The organism is Gordonia metallireducens, assembly GCF_021245825.1.
Taxonomy (GTDB): Bacteria; Actinomycetota; Actinomycetes; order Mycobacteriales; family Mycobacteriaceae; genus Gordonia; species Gordonia namibiensis.
Window position 1 is genome coordinate 203380 of sequence record NZ_JAJQJP010000030.1, and the last position, 17230, is coordinate 220609.

Here is a 17230-nt window from a genome sequence, read left to right on the forward strand (position 1 = left end):
CACATCTCTCGTCCCCCGGCGCAGAGCGCGGCGCGACGATGGTTTCCGAGCCGATCTCGCATGCGATTCGCCGTCGGCGAGCCTATTCGATGCCCCCGACCGTGACAAACCTTGTGATCGCGATCACAACCCCCGTCACCGTGCGTGCCCCGGCACTTTCCAGGACACATCGGTCACGAACGGTTTATCGACCTCTGACGCCGGGACGTTACCGATCCGAGATGTTCCGGGGCAAGTCCTCAGCGCAGAGTGCGGGTTTTCTGTGCATTTACTTGGGTTCGTGTGCCAGGGTCGCGCGCACCCGCGAACCGCCCGTGTGCCCTCTACTCCGGGTTCACGGGCGGCGGCATCTCGAGTCCGCACCGGGCGATCTCGTACTCCGGCTCGCGCTGGATCCGATAGCTGTTGAACGTGAACGCCTGCTTCAGATTGTATTTGAAGCGGGTGAACGACCACGGTCCCTCGAAGGACGCGAACCGGTCCTTGGTCTCAGGGCACTGCAGCGCCACCTGCGCCTGACGGACGAGGTCCTCGTCGAGGTATCCCGGCAGAACCGGCTTGCGCGGATAGGCCCCGGCCTCGGCGACGACCCATTCGCTGGGCAGGATCTTGTCGTGCCCGATGCGGCCGTCCTCGAGCCGCTCGGTGTGTGCGGCGAGCGGATAGGCCAGACCCATCTGGTCGATGACGCGCACGTCGAGCGGCGCGTTCATGCTCGTCATGCCGAGATTGAGGAAGTAGACCGTCACCTGACGCTCGGCACCCTTGGGCATCACCGCGGGCAGCTGCGCGACGTACCACTCGTCGTAGTTGAACGACGGCAGGATGACGCCGCCGTCCTCGCGGTACTTGTCGATCTTCTCGACCATCGCGCTCATCCGCGGGTAGGCGAGGTAGTCCTCGGCGGTCACCGGGTTCTCGTTGCCCATGTTGGTCACATAGAAGCGACGCTCGTCGACGATGCCGCTGCGTCCGATGTCGATGCCGGCGTTGGGCAGCACGTTCGCGTGGGTGCTGATCCCCCACACGAGGACAGTGATCCACAGGCCGGCCATGGCGACCGCACCGGCCAGTCCGACGCGGGTCCGCCGACGTTCGGCCGGCGACACCTCGACAGGTTCGGGCTCGTCGTCGATGACGGACTCCTGCGCGGCACGACGCCGGCCGAAGGCGGCACCGAGATGCGCGGGAACCGTCAGCGGTACGACCATGAGCGGCAGCAGCGTGACGAACAGCGGCACGAGCAGGACGCGGCCGTGCATGAAATCGCCACCCTGGCGCATCCAGTAGACGATCAGGATGAGGCCGGCCACCACGACCACGGACACCACGGCGGTCGACGACTGGAGCCGGGCCGACAACGCGCCCAGGCGGGAGCGGTCGGGGTCGACGGTGACCGGGTCCACGGTGCTCGTGGCGGCATCGGCACGCAGGCGTGCACCGACGACAAGGATCACGCCGGCGACGACGGCCATGACGACCGGCAGCAGGAGCACGTACGGACCGAAGAGGTTGGTCAGGTAGGCGAAACCCTGCTCCCACTTGGCACCGCTGGCGTCCTTGGCGACCGCCGGGTTGGGGACGAGCAGGGCGTAGTAGCCCATCCGGAAGATCTGATAGCCCACCGGGAGTGCACCGGCGACGACGGCCACGCCGAGCCGCATCTTCCAGCCGAGCGGCGCGAAGAAGACGAGCACGAGCACCAGTCCGCCGAACACGGTGAGCTCGGGCCGGACCAGCGGTGCGAGACCCGCGGTGAACGCGAGGGCGAGCGTTGCCGCCGATGCCCGACGAGTGGTCTGTGGACCGCGTCGGGCCCAGGCGACGAGCTGACACCACAGGACGGCGGCCCAGAAGATGCAGAGGCCGTTCTCCAGACCGCTCGTCGCGAAGTCGCGGGCCGGCGGGATGGCGATGTAGATGATGGCGCCGAACGGGAGCAGCAGCGTCCAGCCGTCGCCGGTGATCCCACCGAGGCGGTTGCCGTAGAGACGCGCGCTGCCGTACATGGCGATCGGGATGGCGGCGACCGAGCACACCAGTGCCACCCAGAGGGCGACGTACTCGAGCTGGCCGTCGGTGACCCACGCCCAGAACCACAGCAGGTAGGTCCAGGCGGTCGAGGTGTTGGCCTCGACGCGTTCGCCCGCGTTGAACACCGGCCCGTTGCCGGCGAAGAGGTTCCGCAGCGTGCGCAGCACGATCAGGCCGTCGTCGGCGATCCACCGGCGCTGCCAGGCGCCGACGGCGAAGAACGTGCTGACAGCGACGGCGCCGATCAGGAAACTGGCCGCGGCGAGACGACGCCGCGCCCTGTCGACCACGGGCGCGCCCGTCGCGTGGGTGCCCTCTACCTGGGGGTCGTCGACGGAATCGGTACCGACACCGTCGGTGGGTTGCAGACCGTCAATTGACTGCATAGACCGCGACACCCACGCATACTAACCAGGCCACGGCCAGCAGTTGCAGAATGCGGTCGCCGAGGGCGATCTCCTCGGGCTCCCCTGCTGCGCCACCGTCGACGTCGACCGCATAACGCAGGATCGCAACCGTGAACGGCACCATCGAGATCGCGTAGGCGACGTTGGTGTCATGGTTCTCGGCGCCCTTGTCGAACGCCCAGAGTCCGTAGAAGACCACCACGGCCGTGGCCGACAGCGTCCAGACGAAACGCAGGTAGGTCGTGGTGTAGTACTGCAACGCCTTGCGGATCTTGGCGCCGGTGCGCTCGGCGAGCTGCAGTTCGGCGTACCGCTTGCCGGCAGCCATGAACAGCGAGCCGAAGGCCATGACGAGCAGGAACCACTGCGACAGCACGATCTCGGCGGCGACGCCACCGGCGATCGCGCGCAGCAGGAAGCCCGACGACACGATGCAGATGTCGATGACGGCCTGGTTCTTGAGGCCGAAGCAGTAGCCGAGCTGGATGACCAGGTAGATCGCGATGACGACCGCGGTCTGCCAGTTCGCGAGGAACGAGATGCCGATGGACGCGGCCAGCAGCACGGCGGCGAGGCCGTAGGCCAGCGGCACCGGGACCACGCCGGCGGCGATGGGACGGAACCGCTTGGTCGGGTGGTTACGGTCGGACTCGACGTCCATCGCGTCGTTGACCAGGTAGATGCTCGACGCGGCGAGGCAGAATGCGACGAAGGCGATGGCCGCGGAGCCCAGCACCGAGGCGTCGGTGATGTTGCCGGCGGCCAGCGGCGCGGCGAGCACCAGGACGTTCTTCACCCACTGCCGCGGACGGATCGCCTTGATCAGCCCGGTGGCCAGGTTCTTCGGGGGCCCGGCGACCTTCCCGTGCTCGATCGGCTCCTCGCTCATGCATTCTCCCTGTGTCGTGTCACCCGTGCGATGACGGGGGACGCGGCGAGTCGCAGCGGCCCGCCGGGCACCGCGGCCGTGAGGCCGAGCCGGGTCAGGGCGCGCGCCGCGCGGCGGGCACGTCCTGAGGCCGGAGCATTCCGGGTGGGTTCGAGCAGCACCTTATCGCCCGCGATGACAGCGGCTGCGCTCGCGGCACCGATCGCGGCACCCGCGGTGACGTCTGTCGGATAGTGAACGCCGAGTACGAGACGCGACAGGAGCATCGGCGGCACCAGCACCGCGGGCAGCACCTTGGCGTCCCAGCCGGCCGCACGGCCGATCAGGATCGCCGCGGCGGTGGTCGAGGTGGCGTGCGACGACGGGAAGCTCAGCTTGCTCGGCGTGGACACCCCGATGTCGATGGCCGGATGGGCCGGCCGGGGCCGGCGCACGATGCGCTTGATGATCACCGAGGCCGCGTGCGCACCGAAGGCGCCCACACCGGCTTCGATCCACAACTGCTGCGAGCGCACGTCGCCGCGGGCGCGCGCCAGCGTCCAGCCGGCACCGGAGACGGCCAGCCAGCCCAGGGCGTGCTCGCCGAGGTGCGACAGACCGCGAGCCGCCGACCGCACACCCGGACGGGAACCGATGCCCGTCTGGATGGCGACGAGGACCTTCTCCTCGCCCGCGAGAGGTCTGGGGGCGTCGTCGGCCGGGAGCTTCGTCGACTCCTCGACCTGTACGTCGGGACTACTCGATTCCGAAGACACCCGCCCAGCTCTCCTTACTGGTCAACTCACGATGTGCGGCGCGGTACTGCTGCTTCATGTCGCCGAACTTGTCCTGAAGTTCCTTGATCAGAGCGAAATGCTCGCGCGCGAGGGCGATCATCTTCTCGCGATCACGCTGCCGGTACACCACTCCCCGACCGTCGGCCGTGGTGACGGTGACACCGTCGACGCGGCCGAGTGAGAACCAGCGCGCCTCGATCGGCGGGTAGTTCGCCTGCGGCACCTCGTGATGACGAGGGTCGGCGGGTCGGGCGTTGTTGACCACCGAAGCGGCCAGCGCCTTGATCTTGCTGATGGGATTCAGCGGGATCGACGTGCCCAGATGCGTTGCCTCGCCGGAGGTCCGGGGCAACTCGGTGGCCGACGGCAGCACGACCGCATCCGGGTACTCCTTGCGTATCGCCGCGACCTTCGGCAGCGCGGTCGGCAGGAGGCTGCGGATGTGGTCGGGACCGGCGAGGAAGTCCCGGATCGCCTCGTTCTGGATGGCGACCGTCGAATACTCAAGGCAGAGAAGATGTTTCGCGGTCGCCTTGGTCATCGACCGCAGGATGCCCTTGATCGGTCCGTCGTGGTGGATGGACGCGACGACGAGCCGGTTGCGCAGATGGAAGTACGCCTGCCAGTCGATGGCGTCGTCCTTGTCGCTCCACGCCATGTGCCAGATCGCGATGCCCGGAACGGTGGCCGTCGGGTAACCGGCCTTGGCCGCGCGCAGCGCGAATTCCCAGTCGTCCCACTTGATGAACAGCGGCATCGGCAGACCGATGGTCTCGGCGCATTCGCGGGGGATCATGCACATCCACCAGCCGTTGCCCTCGACGTCGATCCGGCGGTGCAGGTTCTTCGAGTTCTCGCGGTCCCGCAGCGGGTACTCGGAGAAGTTGTGGTCGTATTCGACGAACGGCGCCGCGGTCCACATGAAGTTGTCGCGGCGGATGACCTCACCCATGCAGTGCAGGTGGCTGCGGTCCTGCAAGTTGAGCATCTGTCCGCCGACGAGCATGGGGGACTTGGCGAATCGCGACATGGCCAACGCACGCAGGATCGAGTCCGGCTCGATGGCGATGTCGTCGTCCATGTAGAGGATGTACGGCGAATCGGTGAGTCGCAGCGCCTCGTACATGATGCGTGCGTAGCCACCCGAGCCGCCGAGATTGCCCTGGTCGAAGATGTGCAGCCGGTCGCCCAGAGCCGTTGCGGCCTCGGTGTATCCGGGTTCGTCGACGACCTTCTTGGTGCCCTGGTCGGGCATGATGACCGCGTCGATGACCCCGTCGACCATCGGGTCGGAGGTCAGGGCGGCGAGTGCGTTGACCGCGTCGGTGGGCCGGTTGAAGGTCGGGATACCGACGGTCACGCGCTTGGTGTCGGCGTCGGAGGTCGGCGCGTCGATCGGCGAATACCAACCGGCGGAGACGATCTCGGTGTCGGTGTCGGTGGTGATGTCGAACCAGATCCAGCCGCCGTCCTCGAACGGGCCGAGATCGAGCTCGAATTCGACCACACCGCGGCCATGTTCGTCGGTCGCGATCAGATCGCCGCCGATACCGATGCGCGAACCGTCGATCTTGGAGCGGTACAGGTCGACGCGAGCGGTGCCCACCACCTCGATGCGCAGCACGACCGAGTCCAGGATGCTCCAGCGACGCCAGTAGGCGGCTGCGAAGGCGTTGAAGTAGGTCTCGAAGCTGACCTCGGATTCGCCGCCGAGGAGCACCGAGGTCCGACTCGGTGCGTGTGCCCGCCGGTGGTTGGAGTCGGACTCGAGCAGGTACAGCGACCGCACGTCGAGCGGCTCACCCGCGCGCGGGAAGATGACGCGCTGCAGAAGGGATTTCGCCTTCGACGGTCCGATGCCCGCGTCGGGGATCTCGGACTGGTTCACGGGGGTCACCGTCATCTATTCGGCTCCTGCGGGGTCGGACACCAGCGGCGCACCGTCACGCAGATGCGGCGCAAGGGTGTTGTCGAACATGGTGAGCGCGCTGGCGATCGCCATGTGCATGTCGAGGTACTGGTAGGTGCCGAGGCGACCACCGAACAACACGTTCGCACTGGCGGTCTCGGTGCGGGCGAGTTCGCGGTAGGCCGAGAGCTTGGCGCGGTCGTCGGCGGTGTTGATCGGGTAGTACGGCTCGTCGTCGTCATCGGCGAAGCGGCTGAACTCGCGCATGATGACCGTCTTGTCCGCCGGGTAGGAGTCCCGTTCCGGATGGAAGTGACGGAACTCGTGAATTCGCGTGTACGGCACGTCGGCGTCGTTGTAATTCATCACCGGGGTTCCCTGGAAGTCGCCGGTGTCGAGCACCTCGGTCTCGAAATCGAGTGTGCGCCAGCCGAGTCGGCCGGCGGAGTACTCGAAGTAGCGGTCCAGCGGGCCGGTGTAGACGACCGGCGCGTCGGGGTTCTGCTCACGCAGCTCGTCGCGGACGGCGAACCAGTCGGTCGACAGGCGCACCTCGATGCGCTCGTCGGCGGCCATGTTCTCCAGCCAGGCGGTGTAACCGTCGACCGGCAGGCCCTCGTACTTGTCGTTGAAGTACCGGTTGTCGAAGGTGTACCGGACCGGGAGGCGGGTGATGTTGCCGGCGGGCAGCTCGGTGGGATCGGTCTGCCACTGCTTGGCGGTGTAGTGCTTGATGAACGCCTCGTAGAGCGGACGCCCGATGAGGCTGATCGCCTTCTCCTCGAGGTTCTTGGCGTCGGCGGTGTCGATCTCGCCGGCCTGCTCGGCGATCAGCTTGCGCGCCTCGTCGGGCGAGAAGTAGCGACCGAAGAACTGGCTGATGAGGCCGAGACCCATCGGGAACTGGTAGGCCTGCCCGTTGTGCAGCGCGAACACGCGATGCTGGTAGTTCGTGAAGTCGGTGAACTGGTTCACGTACTCCCACACCCGGTCGTTCGAGGTGTGGAACAGGTGGGCGCCGTACTTGTGGACCTCGATACCGGTCGTCGGCTCGGCCTCGGAGTAGGCGTTGCCACCGAGATGGTTGCGCCGTTCGATCACGAGGACCCGCTTGCCCAGCTGGGTGGCCGCCCGCTCGGCGACGGTGAGACCGAAGAATCCGGAGCCGACGACGATCAGGTCATAGCTGCTACTGGTTGCCACGGGTCCTCAGGGTAACGGACCCTTCCTGAGGATTCTCCGAGCCACGGTGGTCGCCGGGTAATGTTCGATCGTCGGTCTGCAGACATCGGGCCGGTTGTTCTGCTTCTCGAGTAGTTCGGGGCACCGTGACGTCATCACCTGAGTTGTCGGCACCCGTGGCCGCCGCGCCACCTGCTGCGGTGGCCTCCCCCATCACCGACATCGTGGTGGTCGTGCCCGTCCACAACGAGGAGACCCTGCTTCCCTCCTGCCTGGGCGCACTCGACGCCGCGGTCGCCACCGTCCGGGCGTCGGTGCAGGTGATCGTGGTGCTCGACTCCTGCGACGACGACTCCGCCGGCGCCGTCCCCGGCCACATGACGACAGTCCACGTGACTGCCAGGTGCGTCGGCACCGCACGGCGGGCGGGGTTCGCCGCGGCCTCGCCGACGCCGGCCGACACCACCTGGTTCGCGACGACCGATGCCGACTCGGCGGTGCCGCCCGACTGGCTGCTCACCCATGTCGCGGCTGCAGACTCCGGAGCCGACGCGTTCGTGGGGATCGTCACTCCCGACGGCTTCGACGGGTGGCCGCCCGGAACCGGGACGATGTTCGATGCCCGCTACGACGCCCGACCCGGTCACCGCCACGTGCACGGGGCGAACCTGGGCATGCGGGCGACCGCCTACGCCGCTGCGGGCGGATTCCGGGATCTCGACGCGCATGAGGACGTCGACCTCGTCCGGCGGCTCGAGAAGGCCGCCGTACCGATCGTCTGGGGCGCGGACGCCCCGGTACGCACCTCGACGCGGCGGGTGGGCCGGACCGTCGCCGGTTTCTCCTCCTACCTGCGTGAACTCACCGATCAGCTTCCCGGGACCATCCGATGAGCACCGAAGCGGCCCGCAAGATCGTCGACTCCGCCGGGTTCGGCCTGCCTCGACCCGGCACCGGTTCGACACTCGAGCGATTCGCCGCGCTCACCCGCCTCTGCTCCGACGACATCAGCACCGGGCGGCTCGTCGAGGCGCATGCCGACGCCGACGCCATCCTCGGCGAGATCGTCGGCGGCGCGGTTCGTCCGGGCGAGTTATGGGGCGTCTGGGCTGCTCAGCCGCCCGGGACGCGGGTCGACGCCCGGCAGGCCGCAGACGGATTCCGGCTCGACGGCGTCAAGGAGTGGTGTTCAGGCGCAGGGGCGTGCACCCATGCGCTCGTCACGGCTGCGACCGTCGACGGCAACCGCCTGTTCGCTGTCGACCTGCGGCAGGCGGGCGTGTCCACCGACCTCTCGTCCTGGCACGCCGCCGGCATGCGGGCCACCGACACCGGGACCGTCACCTTCGAGGCGGTGCCCGCAACCGCGGTCGGCGCGGTCGGGGCGTATCTGGATCGTCCCGGCTTCTGGCACGGTGGAATGGGGGTTGCGGCGTGCTGGTTCGGCGGGGCGCGGCGAGTCGCCCGGCCGCTGTACCGCGCGGTGAGCCGCTCCGACGACCCGTTCCTGCGGATGCACGCCGGCGCGGTGGACGCACAGCTCGCAGCCGGGTGGGCCGCGATCGAGGCCGCCGCCCGGCACATCGACGCCGACCCCACCGCTCCGTCGCAGCGCGAGGCGTTCGCCCTGCGGTGGTCGATCGAACAGATCGCGACCGCCGTCATCGACCGGGTCGGGCGCGCGCTCGGCCCGGGGCCGATGGTCGCCGACCCCGATCACGCCCAGGCTGTCGCCGACCTCTCCGTCTACATCCGGCAGTCGCACGCCGACGCCGACCTCGCGGTTCTCGGGTCTCTCGTCGACGGACACATCCCGGGCCCCCTCGAGGAACCCGCGAAGGAGGATTCATGACCTCGGATGCCGACAGCATGTCGGAGCGTTTCGCGGCAACGCCGGTCGCCGAGAACGGAACCCCGGAAATCGAGTGGCAACGCTGGTTCGCCGTCCGAGGTCGCTGGCCGGGCGTGGATCTCTCGGTCGATCGCCTGGTCGTGCTGTCCGCGCATCCCGACGACGAGGTGCTCGGGGTCGGCGCTCTGCTCGCCGCGGCCGCACGCCGCGGGATCGAGGTGGTGACGGTCTGTCTGTCCGACGGAGCGGCGTCGCACCCGGGCTCGCCGACACTCACACCGAACCAGCTGGCCGACCGGCGCCGCGGTGAACTCGACTCGGCAACAGCACAATTGGGCCTGCGCCCATCCCGATGGTGCGGTCTCCCCGATGGCGGTCTCGCCGAGCACGAGGAGGAGATCGAGGTGATCGTGTCCCGGGTTCTCGCCGAGAAACCGGACGTCGCCACCGGCCTGCTGGCCGTGTGGGCGCACGACGGCCATCCCGACCACGAGACCGTGGGCCGTTGCGCCCAGAGCGTCGGCGACCGGCTCGGCGTCCCGTTGTGGATGTACCCGATCTGGATGTGGCACTGGTCACTTCCCGACGATCCGGCCGTCCCGTGGCATCGGGTTCAGACCTTCGACCTCGACGACGAGGCGCTCGCGCGCAAACGTGCGGCGGTCGAGGCATTCGTCACCCAGGTCAACCCCCTCTCGGATGCCCCCGAGGACGCCGTCGTCCTCGGTCCGCACATTCTGGCCAGACTGCTCCGCGATCGGGAGTTCGTGTTCGTATGAGATTGCCCGACAGCTACTTCCATGACATGTACGCGGCTAGCGACGACCCGTGGGGCTTCACCTCGCGGTGGTACGAGCAGCGTAAGTACGCACTGACACTGGCCGCACTGACCAAGCCGCGTTACCGATCGGTCTTCGAGCCCGGATGCTCGATCGGGGTGCTCAGCGAGGGGCTGGCCCCGCGGTGCGACCGGCTGCTGTCCACCGATCTCAGCCCGCGGGCCGTCGACCTCGCCCGACAGCGGCTCGCCGGGCACCCCCACGTCGACGTCCGGATCGGCGACATCGCAGCCGACTGGCCGTCGCAACGCTTCGACCTCGTCGTTCTCAGCGAGGTGCTCTACTACCTGGACGCGGACACGCTGGCCGACCTGATCGCCCGCCTACCAGCGGCTCTGGCTCCGGGCGGGGAGGTCGTTGCCGTCCACTGGCGCTGGCCCGTCGCCGAGTATCCGCAGTCCGGCGACGACGTCCACGCGGCTCTGGCCGAATCTCCGATGGTGGCCTCGACGTCGTACTCCGACACCGATTTCCGGCTGGATGTTTTCCATCTGTCACCTGAACGGTCGGTTGCGCAACGAGAGGGACTCGTCGATTCGTAGGGCTTATACGATCCGGCATAATAGATTCTCGACAAACGAGTGTTTCGTTTCCTGCGCTCAGCTGTCGTGCGGGGCTGAGGCGCGCGAAATGCGGTCTCCCAAGGAGGCAGGAGTGACCCAGTTGTCGGATTTCGGAGCGCAGATGACGCGCATCGCCGGCGAGATGCGTAAACAGAGCGACGACACCGAAGCCGCTGTGCGTTCGATGACGAAGTACGCCGTCGACGCCATCCCGGGCGCCGAGTACGCGTCGGTGACGCTCGTGTCGAACGGTGTCGTCGAAACCCCCGTCACGATCGGCGACCTGGGCGGCGAAGCGGACGAACTGCAGCGCGAGCTCGGCGAGGGTCCGTGCATCCGCGCCGCGGTCAACGACGTGACGGTGTGGATCGACGACATGCACGTCGAGGAACGCTGGCCGCGGTTCGCCGCGGCCGCCGCCGACATCGGCATCCGGTCGATGGCCTGCTTCTTCCTGTACATCGACGGAGATGACTTCGGCGCGCTGAACCTGCACAGCACCCGTCCCCACGCGTTCCCCACCGAGGCGCGCCAGTTGGGCGAACTGTTCGCCGCGCACGCCGCGACCGCGTTCGGTGCCATCCAGGAGAAGCAGCAGCTCCGGGCCGCACTCAGCTCACGCGACATCATCGGTCAGGCCAAGGGCATGATCATGGAGCGCTACAAGCTCGACGCCACCGAGGCCTTCGCACTGCTCGCCCGACTGTCGCAGGACACCAACACCAAGCTGGTCGATGTCGCTGCGCAGATCGTCGTGGCCGGTCCGGAGACCTCCTAGCCGAGTCCGTCTTCCTTCGGGAACCCCAGCGCCGGGATGCCGCCGCGTCCCTGGAACTCCGCGAGACTCTTGCCGACCAGGACGCGCGGTCCGGTGGCCGGGGTGAAGAACATCATCCCCTTTTCGTATACCTGCGTGACGCCGGCGGCGTCGGGGGTCAGCGACGGGAGACCCATCGCCTCTCCGAGCGGGCCGGAGAGCCCGCCGAGGTCGGCGAACTTGCCGTCCATGGCCGAGGAGGCGATCTCCAGGAACTTCGCCCCGCCGGGGATGATCTGGTCGACGAGTTGCCCGAAGCTACCGAAGTCGAGTCCCAGCGAGGGCCCGGACGGTCCGGTGGGCGGCTTGACGATGCGCGGCGCCGGCTGGCCCTGGACGGTGAACCACGACGACTTCAGCTTGAGCTTGGTGCGGGCTTCTTCGCCGGAGACCTCGGAGGTTCCACCGGAACCCACAGCGCGGACCTTGATCGCGCGGCCGTGTTCAGCACCGAGGCCGTTGGCCTCGACGACCTCGAAGCTCCGGAGTGCACCGACACCGAACGCCGAGCCGATGGTGCCGGCGGAGATCGTCTCGGTCCAGTTGTGATTGGGCGAGACCGTGTCACCCTCGTCCGGTACGGCCGGGAATCGGCCGCCCGCCGAGAAGCCGCCCGTCGAGGCGGAGAACTCGGTGAATGCGGGCTGGCCGTTCTGCAGCAGGATCTGGCCTGCGGTCGCGTCGGCCGCCACATTCGTACGACGGTCTTCGCCGGACACGCCGCCGTACACCTGGGAGTTCTGGGTGTCGTCGATCTTCTTGCCGCCGGCGATGGCGGCGAGTGCATAGGTACGTGCGGCGACGGCCTGCGCCTGCAGCGCCGCGGCACCACCGGAGTCGGCCCAGGCGGGCAGACTCTCACGCGGGATGACTCCCTTGACGTAGTCGTCGATGTGGATGCGGTTGACCACGCGTCCACCTTCGAGGCCGAGTGCGCCCCGGTAAGCCTTCTCGGAACCGCAGAACTTGAGGAACTCGGCCGCAGGCCGGTTCGGCGCCATGCTCAGCGGTTCGACGAACGTGGCCGGGACGGAGCGGATCACGCCACCGCCGCAGCCGCTGCGGATGGTGGCCGTGCCCCCGGACAAGCTGACCGCCTGTCCGGGAGCCACCGTCTGACCTCCGACGCGCATTCCGGCGTCCGCATGCACATTCACCGAGTTCTGACCCGTGAGGGCCACGATGATCTCGGGCCTGTCCACCTTCCCCGCGGTGGTTCCACCGTAGAAGTGACGCAGGATCTGCTGTGCCGACCAGCCCTTACGGGCGTAGCCGTACGCACCCCATTGCCCCATTCCGCGGCCGTGGCCATGACCGTGTCCGATCAGCGTCACCGTCGACCCGACCGAAAGCTCGACCCCGAGGGTCGATTCCGTTGAACTCGCAGCGACGAGTCCTCCGGCCAGCAGTGCGGGCGCGAGCCCGGCCGCGGCCCAGGTCAGCAACTTTCCGCGAGTCCGTGCGGGCCGGGAACCGGTCGCCGGCCTCCCCGGCAGGAGCCGTCTGGGTCGGGCTTCGTTCACTGCAGAACACATCCTTCGGTCGCGACGACACCAGCCTCAGAAGTTGCCATGGAGCTACAACTTTCACTCGATCGTGGCCGATGTGACGATTGGGACTTACGTGACATTAGTGAACCTCATTCGCGTTCACCAAGTCGAGCGGATCACAACCGCATCACGAGTTGTGACTCGGATCGTGACCTCACCAATAACACCAGTAACACTGGCCTCATAGGTCACAAGACTGTCACGAGTGGTCCGACGTCGGCGTGTGTCGTGTCGGCAGAGGGTCTTCCCGCACCACGATGGCGGCCGACACCGAGCACGCCTCGACGCCCGCCCGGCGCGCGAGGCTGCGCATCGCATCGATGACCGGACACCCCTCCGGCGAGGAGACCCCCAGTGCGTTACCCCCGACCGAAGCATTCGATCGCTCTCGCGGCCATCGCCGCTGCGGTCGTCGCGAGTCCGTTCGCGGTGATCGCGAGCACCTCCGGCCCGCAGGCCGGCGACACCCGGCTCGTCGACAACAAGCAGAAGATCGCCAACACCGAGATCGAGCAGGTGCCGCTGCGTGAGTTGCCCGCCGCCATCCTCGACGTCGCGTCGTCGGGCCTCGCCGCCGCGGGCGTCGCGCTGCCGGAGATCGATCCCGATGCGTTCCCACTCCCCGATCTGACGGTCCCGCTGCCGAAGGGCATCGTGCCGAGCCCCTCCACACCGGGCACTTCCGAGTCGAGCGCACCCGAGTCGAGCGCACCCGAGTCGAGCGCACCCGAGACCACCTCCTCCGAGGCGCCTGCGCCGTCGACGACCGAGACCGATGATCCGGCTCCCGCTCCGACGAGCACCACGACCCCTCCCGTGACGACGATGCGCGACGGGCGCGAGGTGGGTGCAGCGGTGACGCACATCGTGCGCGAGGACCCCATCAAGATGGTCGCCTTCACCTGGGACCGCCCCGTGGACGTCGACCTGAAGCTGCGCGCCAAGCAGCCCGACGGGAAATGGAGTCCCTGGACTGTCCTGGAGCAGATCTCGAAGGGCGCCGTCCCGAGTGCCGAGAAGCCGGCGGGCACCGAACCGGTGTGGGTCGGCGATGCGCGGGAGGTGCAGGTCGCCGCGTCGAAGGACGGCCTGGCGATCCCGGCCGCCGAGACCCAGGGCGGCGACCTGGCCCAGCTGGCCGTCGGCTCCGGAAGCGAGATCGTGACGAAGCTGGCCGAGACGGCCCTCAACACCCTCAAGGCGACCCTGATCAGCCCGGAGGGTCTGCTGTCGCTGGGTTCGTCGTTGCTGTCCCCGCTGACCGGCGGACCGCAGGTGGTCGCGCGTCAGCAGTGGGGTGCCGACGAGGGGATCCGCTGTTCACAGCCGGTGTACTCGCCGCAGCTCAAGGGAGCGATCGTGCACCACACCGCGGGTAGCAACGACTACACCCCGCAGCAGTCGGTCGAGATCGTGCGCGGCATCTACGCCTATCACGCACAGAGCCTCAACTGGTGCGACATCGGCTACAACGTGCTGGTCGACAAGTACGGACAGATCTTCGAAGGCGCGTTCGGCGGACTCGACCGCAACGTGGAGGGCACCCACACCGGCGGGTTCAACAAGGACACGGTCGGCCTCTCGTTCATCGGCAACCTGGAGGAGGTGCCGCCCACCGCGGCGGCGGTGGCCGCGGCCGGACGCTTCCTGCGCTGGCGACTCGGCAAGGCGGGTCTGAACCCCGCGGGCACGGCGACCCTGATGTCGGAGGGTTTCGCGGGCACCAAGTTCGCGGCCGGGACGCAGTCCAACCTGCCGATGATCTCCGGCCACCGCGACTACAACAGCACCAGTTGCCCTGGCGTGCACGGTTACGCGGCGCTGGAGCAGGTCCGTGCGCTGGCAGGTGGCGCGGCGCCGGCCCCGGAGACGACACCCGAGGCGGCCCCGGAAGGAGCACCGCCCGGTGAGCCCGGAGCGCCCGAACAGGCCCCGGGCCCCGCACCGGAGGCAGGCCCGCCGGCAGCGTGAGCGGCGGTCAGGCGAACCAGCGCTCGAGCACCTTCGCGACGCCGTCGTCGTTGTTGCCGACCGTGATCTCGTCGGCGGCGTCGAGCGCGGCCTGATGGCCGTGTCCCATGGCGACGCCGTGGCTCGCCCAGGTAAGCATCTCGACGTCGTTGGGCATGTCGCCGAAGGCGATCAGTCCGTCGCCGGGTAGCCCGGTGGCCTCACAGAGGCGCGCGAGGCCGGAGGCCTTGTGCGTACCCGGTACCGACAGTTCGACGAGGCCGTTGTCGGTGGAGAAGGTCACCTGGGCGAGGTCGCCGACGAAGGGCTGCAGTCGCGCGGCCATCTCGCCGCTGGGCATGTCCGGTTTCCGTACGAGCAGCTTCACCGCCGGTTCGCTGAACACCTCGTCGTCGCCGACCTCGACGTGGTCCGGGTTCAGCCAGGCGTGTTCGTAACCCGAGCTCGCGACGAACGGCGGCGTCGCGGCGTCGTGTGCCGACCGTCCGGCGCGTTCGGCGGCGATACCGCATCCCGGGATCTGCCGGTAGGCGATCTCCCCCAGCTTCACGAGGGCGTCGGATTCGAGGTTGGCCGACCACAGGACCCGATCGTGCTCGGCGTCGTAGATGATGGCGCCGTTGGCGCACACCGCGTATCGGACGAAGGCGTCGGTGCCGGCGAACTGGTCGGTGATCTCGGCGATCCACCGGGGCGGACGACCTGTCGCGAGCACGAACTCGACGCCGGCCGCACGGGCCGCCGACAACGCGGACACGGTTCGCGACGACACCCGGTTCTCGTCGTCGATCAGTGTTCCGTCCACGTCGCTGGCGATGAGGGTGGGTGGACCGAATGTCATCTGTTTCCTCTGTCTCGGGCCTGGGTGGCCTCGCGTTGTCTTGCCGCGGCCTTGCGGGCGCGGGCTTCGGCTTTGCGGAGCGCCTCATCGGCCTCGATGACCGCGGCCTCCTGTGGTGTCGGGGCAGACCCGCCGAGCCGGGCAGGTACCCAGAACTCGCCTGCCGGGTGCGGGCCGTAGGCGTCCTGGACCTCGAGGAGCATGGCCTCCATCACCTCGTGCAGCCGCAGGGTCTCGCGTTCGGGTTTCTCACCGGGGTCGACGGTGAACGGCAATCCGTATCGGACGTGCACCGGGATGCGGCGGCGGCCCATGTTCCGTGGGCCTCCCTTGGTCCATTGCCGGTGGGCTCCCCACACGATCGTCGGGACTATCGGGACACCGGCCTCGGCGGCCATGCGTACCGCACCGCTCTTGAACTCCTTCAGTTCGAAGCTGCGGCTGATAGTCGCCTCCGGGTAGACGGCAACGATGTGGCCGTCGCGGAGGCGTTCGAGTGCCGCGCGGTAGGCGTCGGCACCGCGGGACCGGTCCACCGGAACGGTCTTGGTGTGGTTGACCAGGAAGCGCATGATCGCGACGTCCATCACCTCGGACTTGATGAGGAACCGCGTCCGCCGGCCGGCACGTTGCACGCCCAGCGCGGCCGGGATGAAGTCGACATAGCCGGTGTGGTTGATGCACAGCACCGCCCCGCCGGTCTCCGGGATGTTCTGGACCCCGGTGAAGTGCAGGTCCAGCGCCTGGGCGCGGACGAGCGCGTTCGCGATGATCTCCAGGGTCCGGTAGACCGGCTCCCGTCCTCGACGCGGCCCGCTGCTCATGCCTCCCAGGTTAACGGTCAGGGGTTGTCACGCTGAGCGCGCTTGGCGGCGCGTTCGGCCTGCTCCTCGGCGTCCATCCGGTTCGCCTCCTCGAGCGTCGGCGCCGACCCGCCGAGCCGTGCCGGGACCCAGAACTCACCCTTGGGGTGCTCGCCGTAGGCGTCCTGCAGCTCGAGCAGCTTCGCGCTCATGACCTCGTGCAGCTTGGCGGTGAGGGCGTCGGGATCGCCGGTGGGCTCGAGCGCCTCGCAGACCCCGATCGAGATCGGGTAGCCGGTGCGGCCGAGCCGCTTCGGGTGTCCCTTGGTCCACACGCGCTGGGCACCCCAGATGACGGTCGGGATGATCGGCGCACCGGACTCGATCGCCATGCGTGCCGCGCCCGACTTGAACGCCTTCAGCTCGAAGCTGCGGCTGATCGTCGCCTCCGGGTAGACGCCGACGAGCTCGCCGCGTTCGAGGTACTCCACCGCTGCCCGGTAGCTGTCGGCACCGGCGGTGCGGTCGACAGGGATGTGCTTGAGCGAGCGCATGATCGGGCCGGAGATCTTGTTGTCGAAGACCTCCTTCTTCGCCATGAACCGCACCTTGCGACGCCCCTGCAGGTGCGCGGGGATGCCGGCGTAGGTGAAATCGAGGTAGCCGGTGTGGTTGATCGCGACGACGCCGGGGCCCTCGGCCGGTACATGCTCGACGCCCGACACCTTGAACTTGAGACCTTCGGCCAGCCAGAGCAGGCGGGCGGCGGTGATCACGGTGTCGTAGACGGGTTCCAT

General features: G+C 68.3%; 15 protein-coding genes. 6 read left to right on the forward strand and 9 right to left on the reverse strand.

Features of this window, described 5'->3' with window-relative positions:
- Positions 1–323 precede the first annotated feature (323 nt).
- Genes zomB through glf form a run of 5 tightly spaced genes read right to left on the reverse strand, consistent with a single transcriptional unit; the run spans position 324 to position 7218 of the window.
- Complete coding sequence (zomB, locus tag LQD00_RS12320; RefSeq protein ID WP_232717504.1) at positions 324–2420, reverse strand: flagellar motor control protein ZomB; 2097 nt, start codon at positions 2418–2420, stop codon at positions 324–326.
- Positions 2407–3330 carry a decaprenyl-phosphate phosphoribosyltransferase gene (locus tag LQD00_RS12325; protein ID WP_006867060.1) on the reverse strand — a complete coding sequence of 308 codons (924 nt, stop codon included), beginning with the start codon at positions 3328–3330 and terminating at the stop codon, positions 2407–2409. Before LQD00_RS12325 ends, zomB begins: the two co-directional genes overlap by 14 nt.
- Positions 3327–4085: a phosphatase PAP2 family protein gene (locus LQD00_RS12330; protein ID WP_232717505.1), complete on the reverse strand. Its 759-nt coding sequence runs from the start codon at positions 4083–4085 to the stop codon at positions 3327–3329. Before LQD00_RS12330 ends, LQD00_RS12325 begins: the two co-directional genes overlap by 4 nt.
- The gene (locus LQD00_RS12335) at positions 4066–6009 is read right to left on the reverse strand and encodes a glycosyltransferase (RefSeq protein ID WP_232717506.1); all 1944 of its coding nucleotides are present in this window, start codon (positions 6007–6009) and stop codon (positions 4066–4068) included. Before LQD00_RS12335 ends, LQD00_RS12330 begins: the two co-directional genes overlap by 20 nt.
- Positions 6010–7218, reverse strand: a complete 1209-nt coding sequence (glf, locus tag LQD00_RS12340; protein WP_154885272.1) for a UDP-galactopyranose mutase — start codon at positions 7216–7218, stop codon at positions 6010–6012.
- Positions 7219–7373: 155 nt separating this feature from the next.
- Here glf and LQD00_RS12345 point away from each other — a divergent pair, with 155 nt between their 5' ends.
- From LQD00_RS12345 to LQD00_RS12365, 5 genes are all read left to right on the forward strand, one after another.
- Entirely contained in the window at positions 7374–8090 is a 717-nt protein-coding gene (locus LQD00_RS12345) for a glycosyltransferase (RefSeq protein WP_232717542.1), read from the forward strand.
- On the forward strand, positions 8087–9049 hold the full coding sequence (locus tag LQD00_RS12350) for an acyl-CoA dehydrogenase family protein (protein WP_232717507.1): 963 nt from the start codon (positions 8087–8089) through the stop codon (positions 9047–9049). Before LQD00_RS12345 ends, LQD00_RS12350 begins: the two co-directional genes overlap by 4 nt.
- The gene (locus LQD00_RS12355; RefSeq protein ID WP_232717508.1) at positions 9046–9828 is read left to right on the forward strand and encodes a PIG-L deacetylase family protein; all 783 of its coding nucleotides are present in this window, start codon (positions 9046–9048) and stop codon (positions 9826–9828) included. Before LQD00_RS12350 ends, LQD00_RS12355 begins: the two co-directional genes overlap by 4 nt.
- Entirely contained in the window at positions 9825–10430 is a 606-nt protein-coding gene (locus tag LQD00_RS12360) for a class I SAM-dependent DNA methyltransferase (protein ID WP_232717509.1), read from the forward strand. Before LQD00_RS12355 ends, LQD00_RS12360 begins: the two co-directional genes overlap by 4 nt.
- A gap of 112 nt (positions 10431–10542) precedes the next feature.
- Complete coding sequence (locus tag LQD00_RS12365; RefSeq protein WP_232717510.1) at positions 10543–11229, forward strand: GAF and ANTAR domain-containing protein; 687 nt, start codon at positions 10543–10545, stop codon at positions 11227–11229.
- On the opposite strand, the gene LQD00_RS12370 is transcribed toward LQD00_RS12365, so the two are convergent.
- Positions 11226–12713, reverse strand: coding sequence for a SpoIID/LytB domain-containing protein (locus LQD00_RS12370; RefSeq protein ID WP_232717543.1), 1488 nt, complete (start codon positions 12711–12713; stop codon positions 11226–11228). The two genes, LQD00_RS12365 and LQD00_RS12370, sit on opposite strands and share 4 nt — an antisense overlap.
- A gap of 459 nt (positions 12714–13172) precedes the next feature.
- Here LQD00_RS12370 and LQD00_RS12375 point away from each other — a divergent pair, with 459 nt between their 5' ends.
- Complete coding sequence (locus tag LQD00_RS12375) at positions 13173–14789, forward strand: peptidoglycan recognition protein family protein (RefSeq protein ID WP_232717511.1); 1617 nt, start codon at positions 13173–13175, stop codon at positions 14787–14789.
- A gap of 7 nt (positions 14790–14796) precedes the next feature.
- On the opposite strand, the gene LQD00_RS12380 is transcribed toward LQD00_RS12375, so the two are convergent.
- Genes LQD00_RS12380 through LQD00_RS12390 form a run of 3 tightly spaced genes read right to left on the reverse strand, consistent with a single transcriptional unit; the run spans position 14797 to position 17230 of the window.
- On the reverse strand, positions 14797–15630 hold the full coding sequence (locus LQD00_RS12380; protein WP_232717512.1) for an HAD family hydrolase: 834 nt from the start codon (positions 15628–15630) through the stop codon (positions 14797–14799).
- The gene (locus LQD00_RS12385; RefSeq protein WP_232717513.1) at positions 15627–16454 is read right to left on the reverse strand and encodes a lysophospholipid acyltransferase family protein; all 828 of its coding nucleotides are present in this window, start codon (positions 16452–16454) and stop codon (positions 15627–15629) included. Before LQD00_RS12385 ends, LQD00_RS12380 begins: the two co-directional genes overlap by 4 nt.
- A gap of 17 nt (positions 16455–16471) precedes the next feature.
- Entirely contained in the window at positions 16472–17230 is a 759-nt protein-coding gene (locus tag LQD00_RS12390; RefSeq protein ID WP_232717514.1) for a lysophospholipid acyltransferase family protein, read from the reverse strand.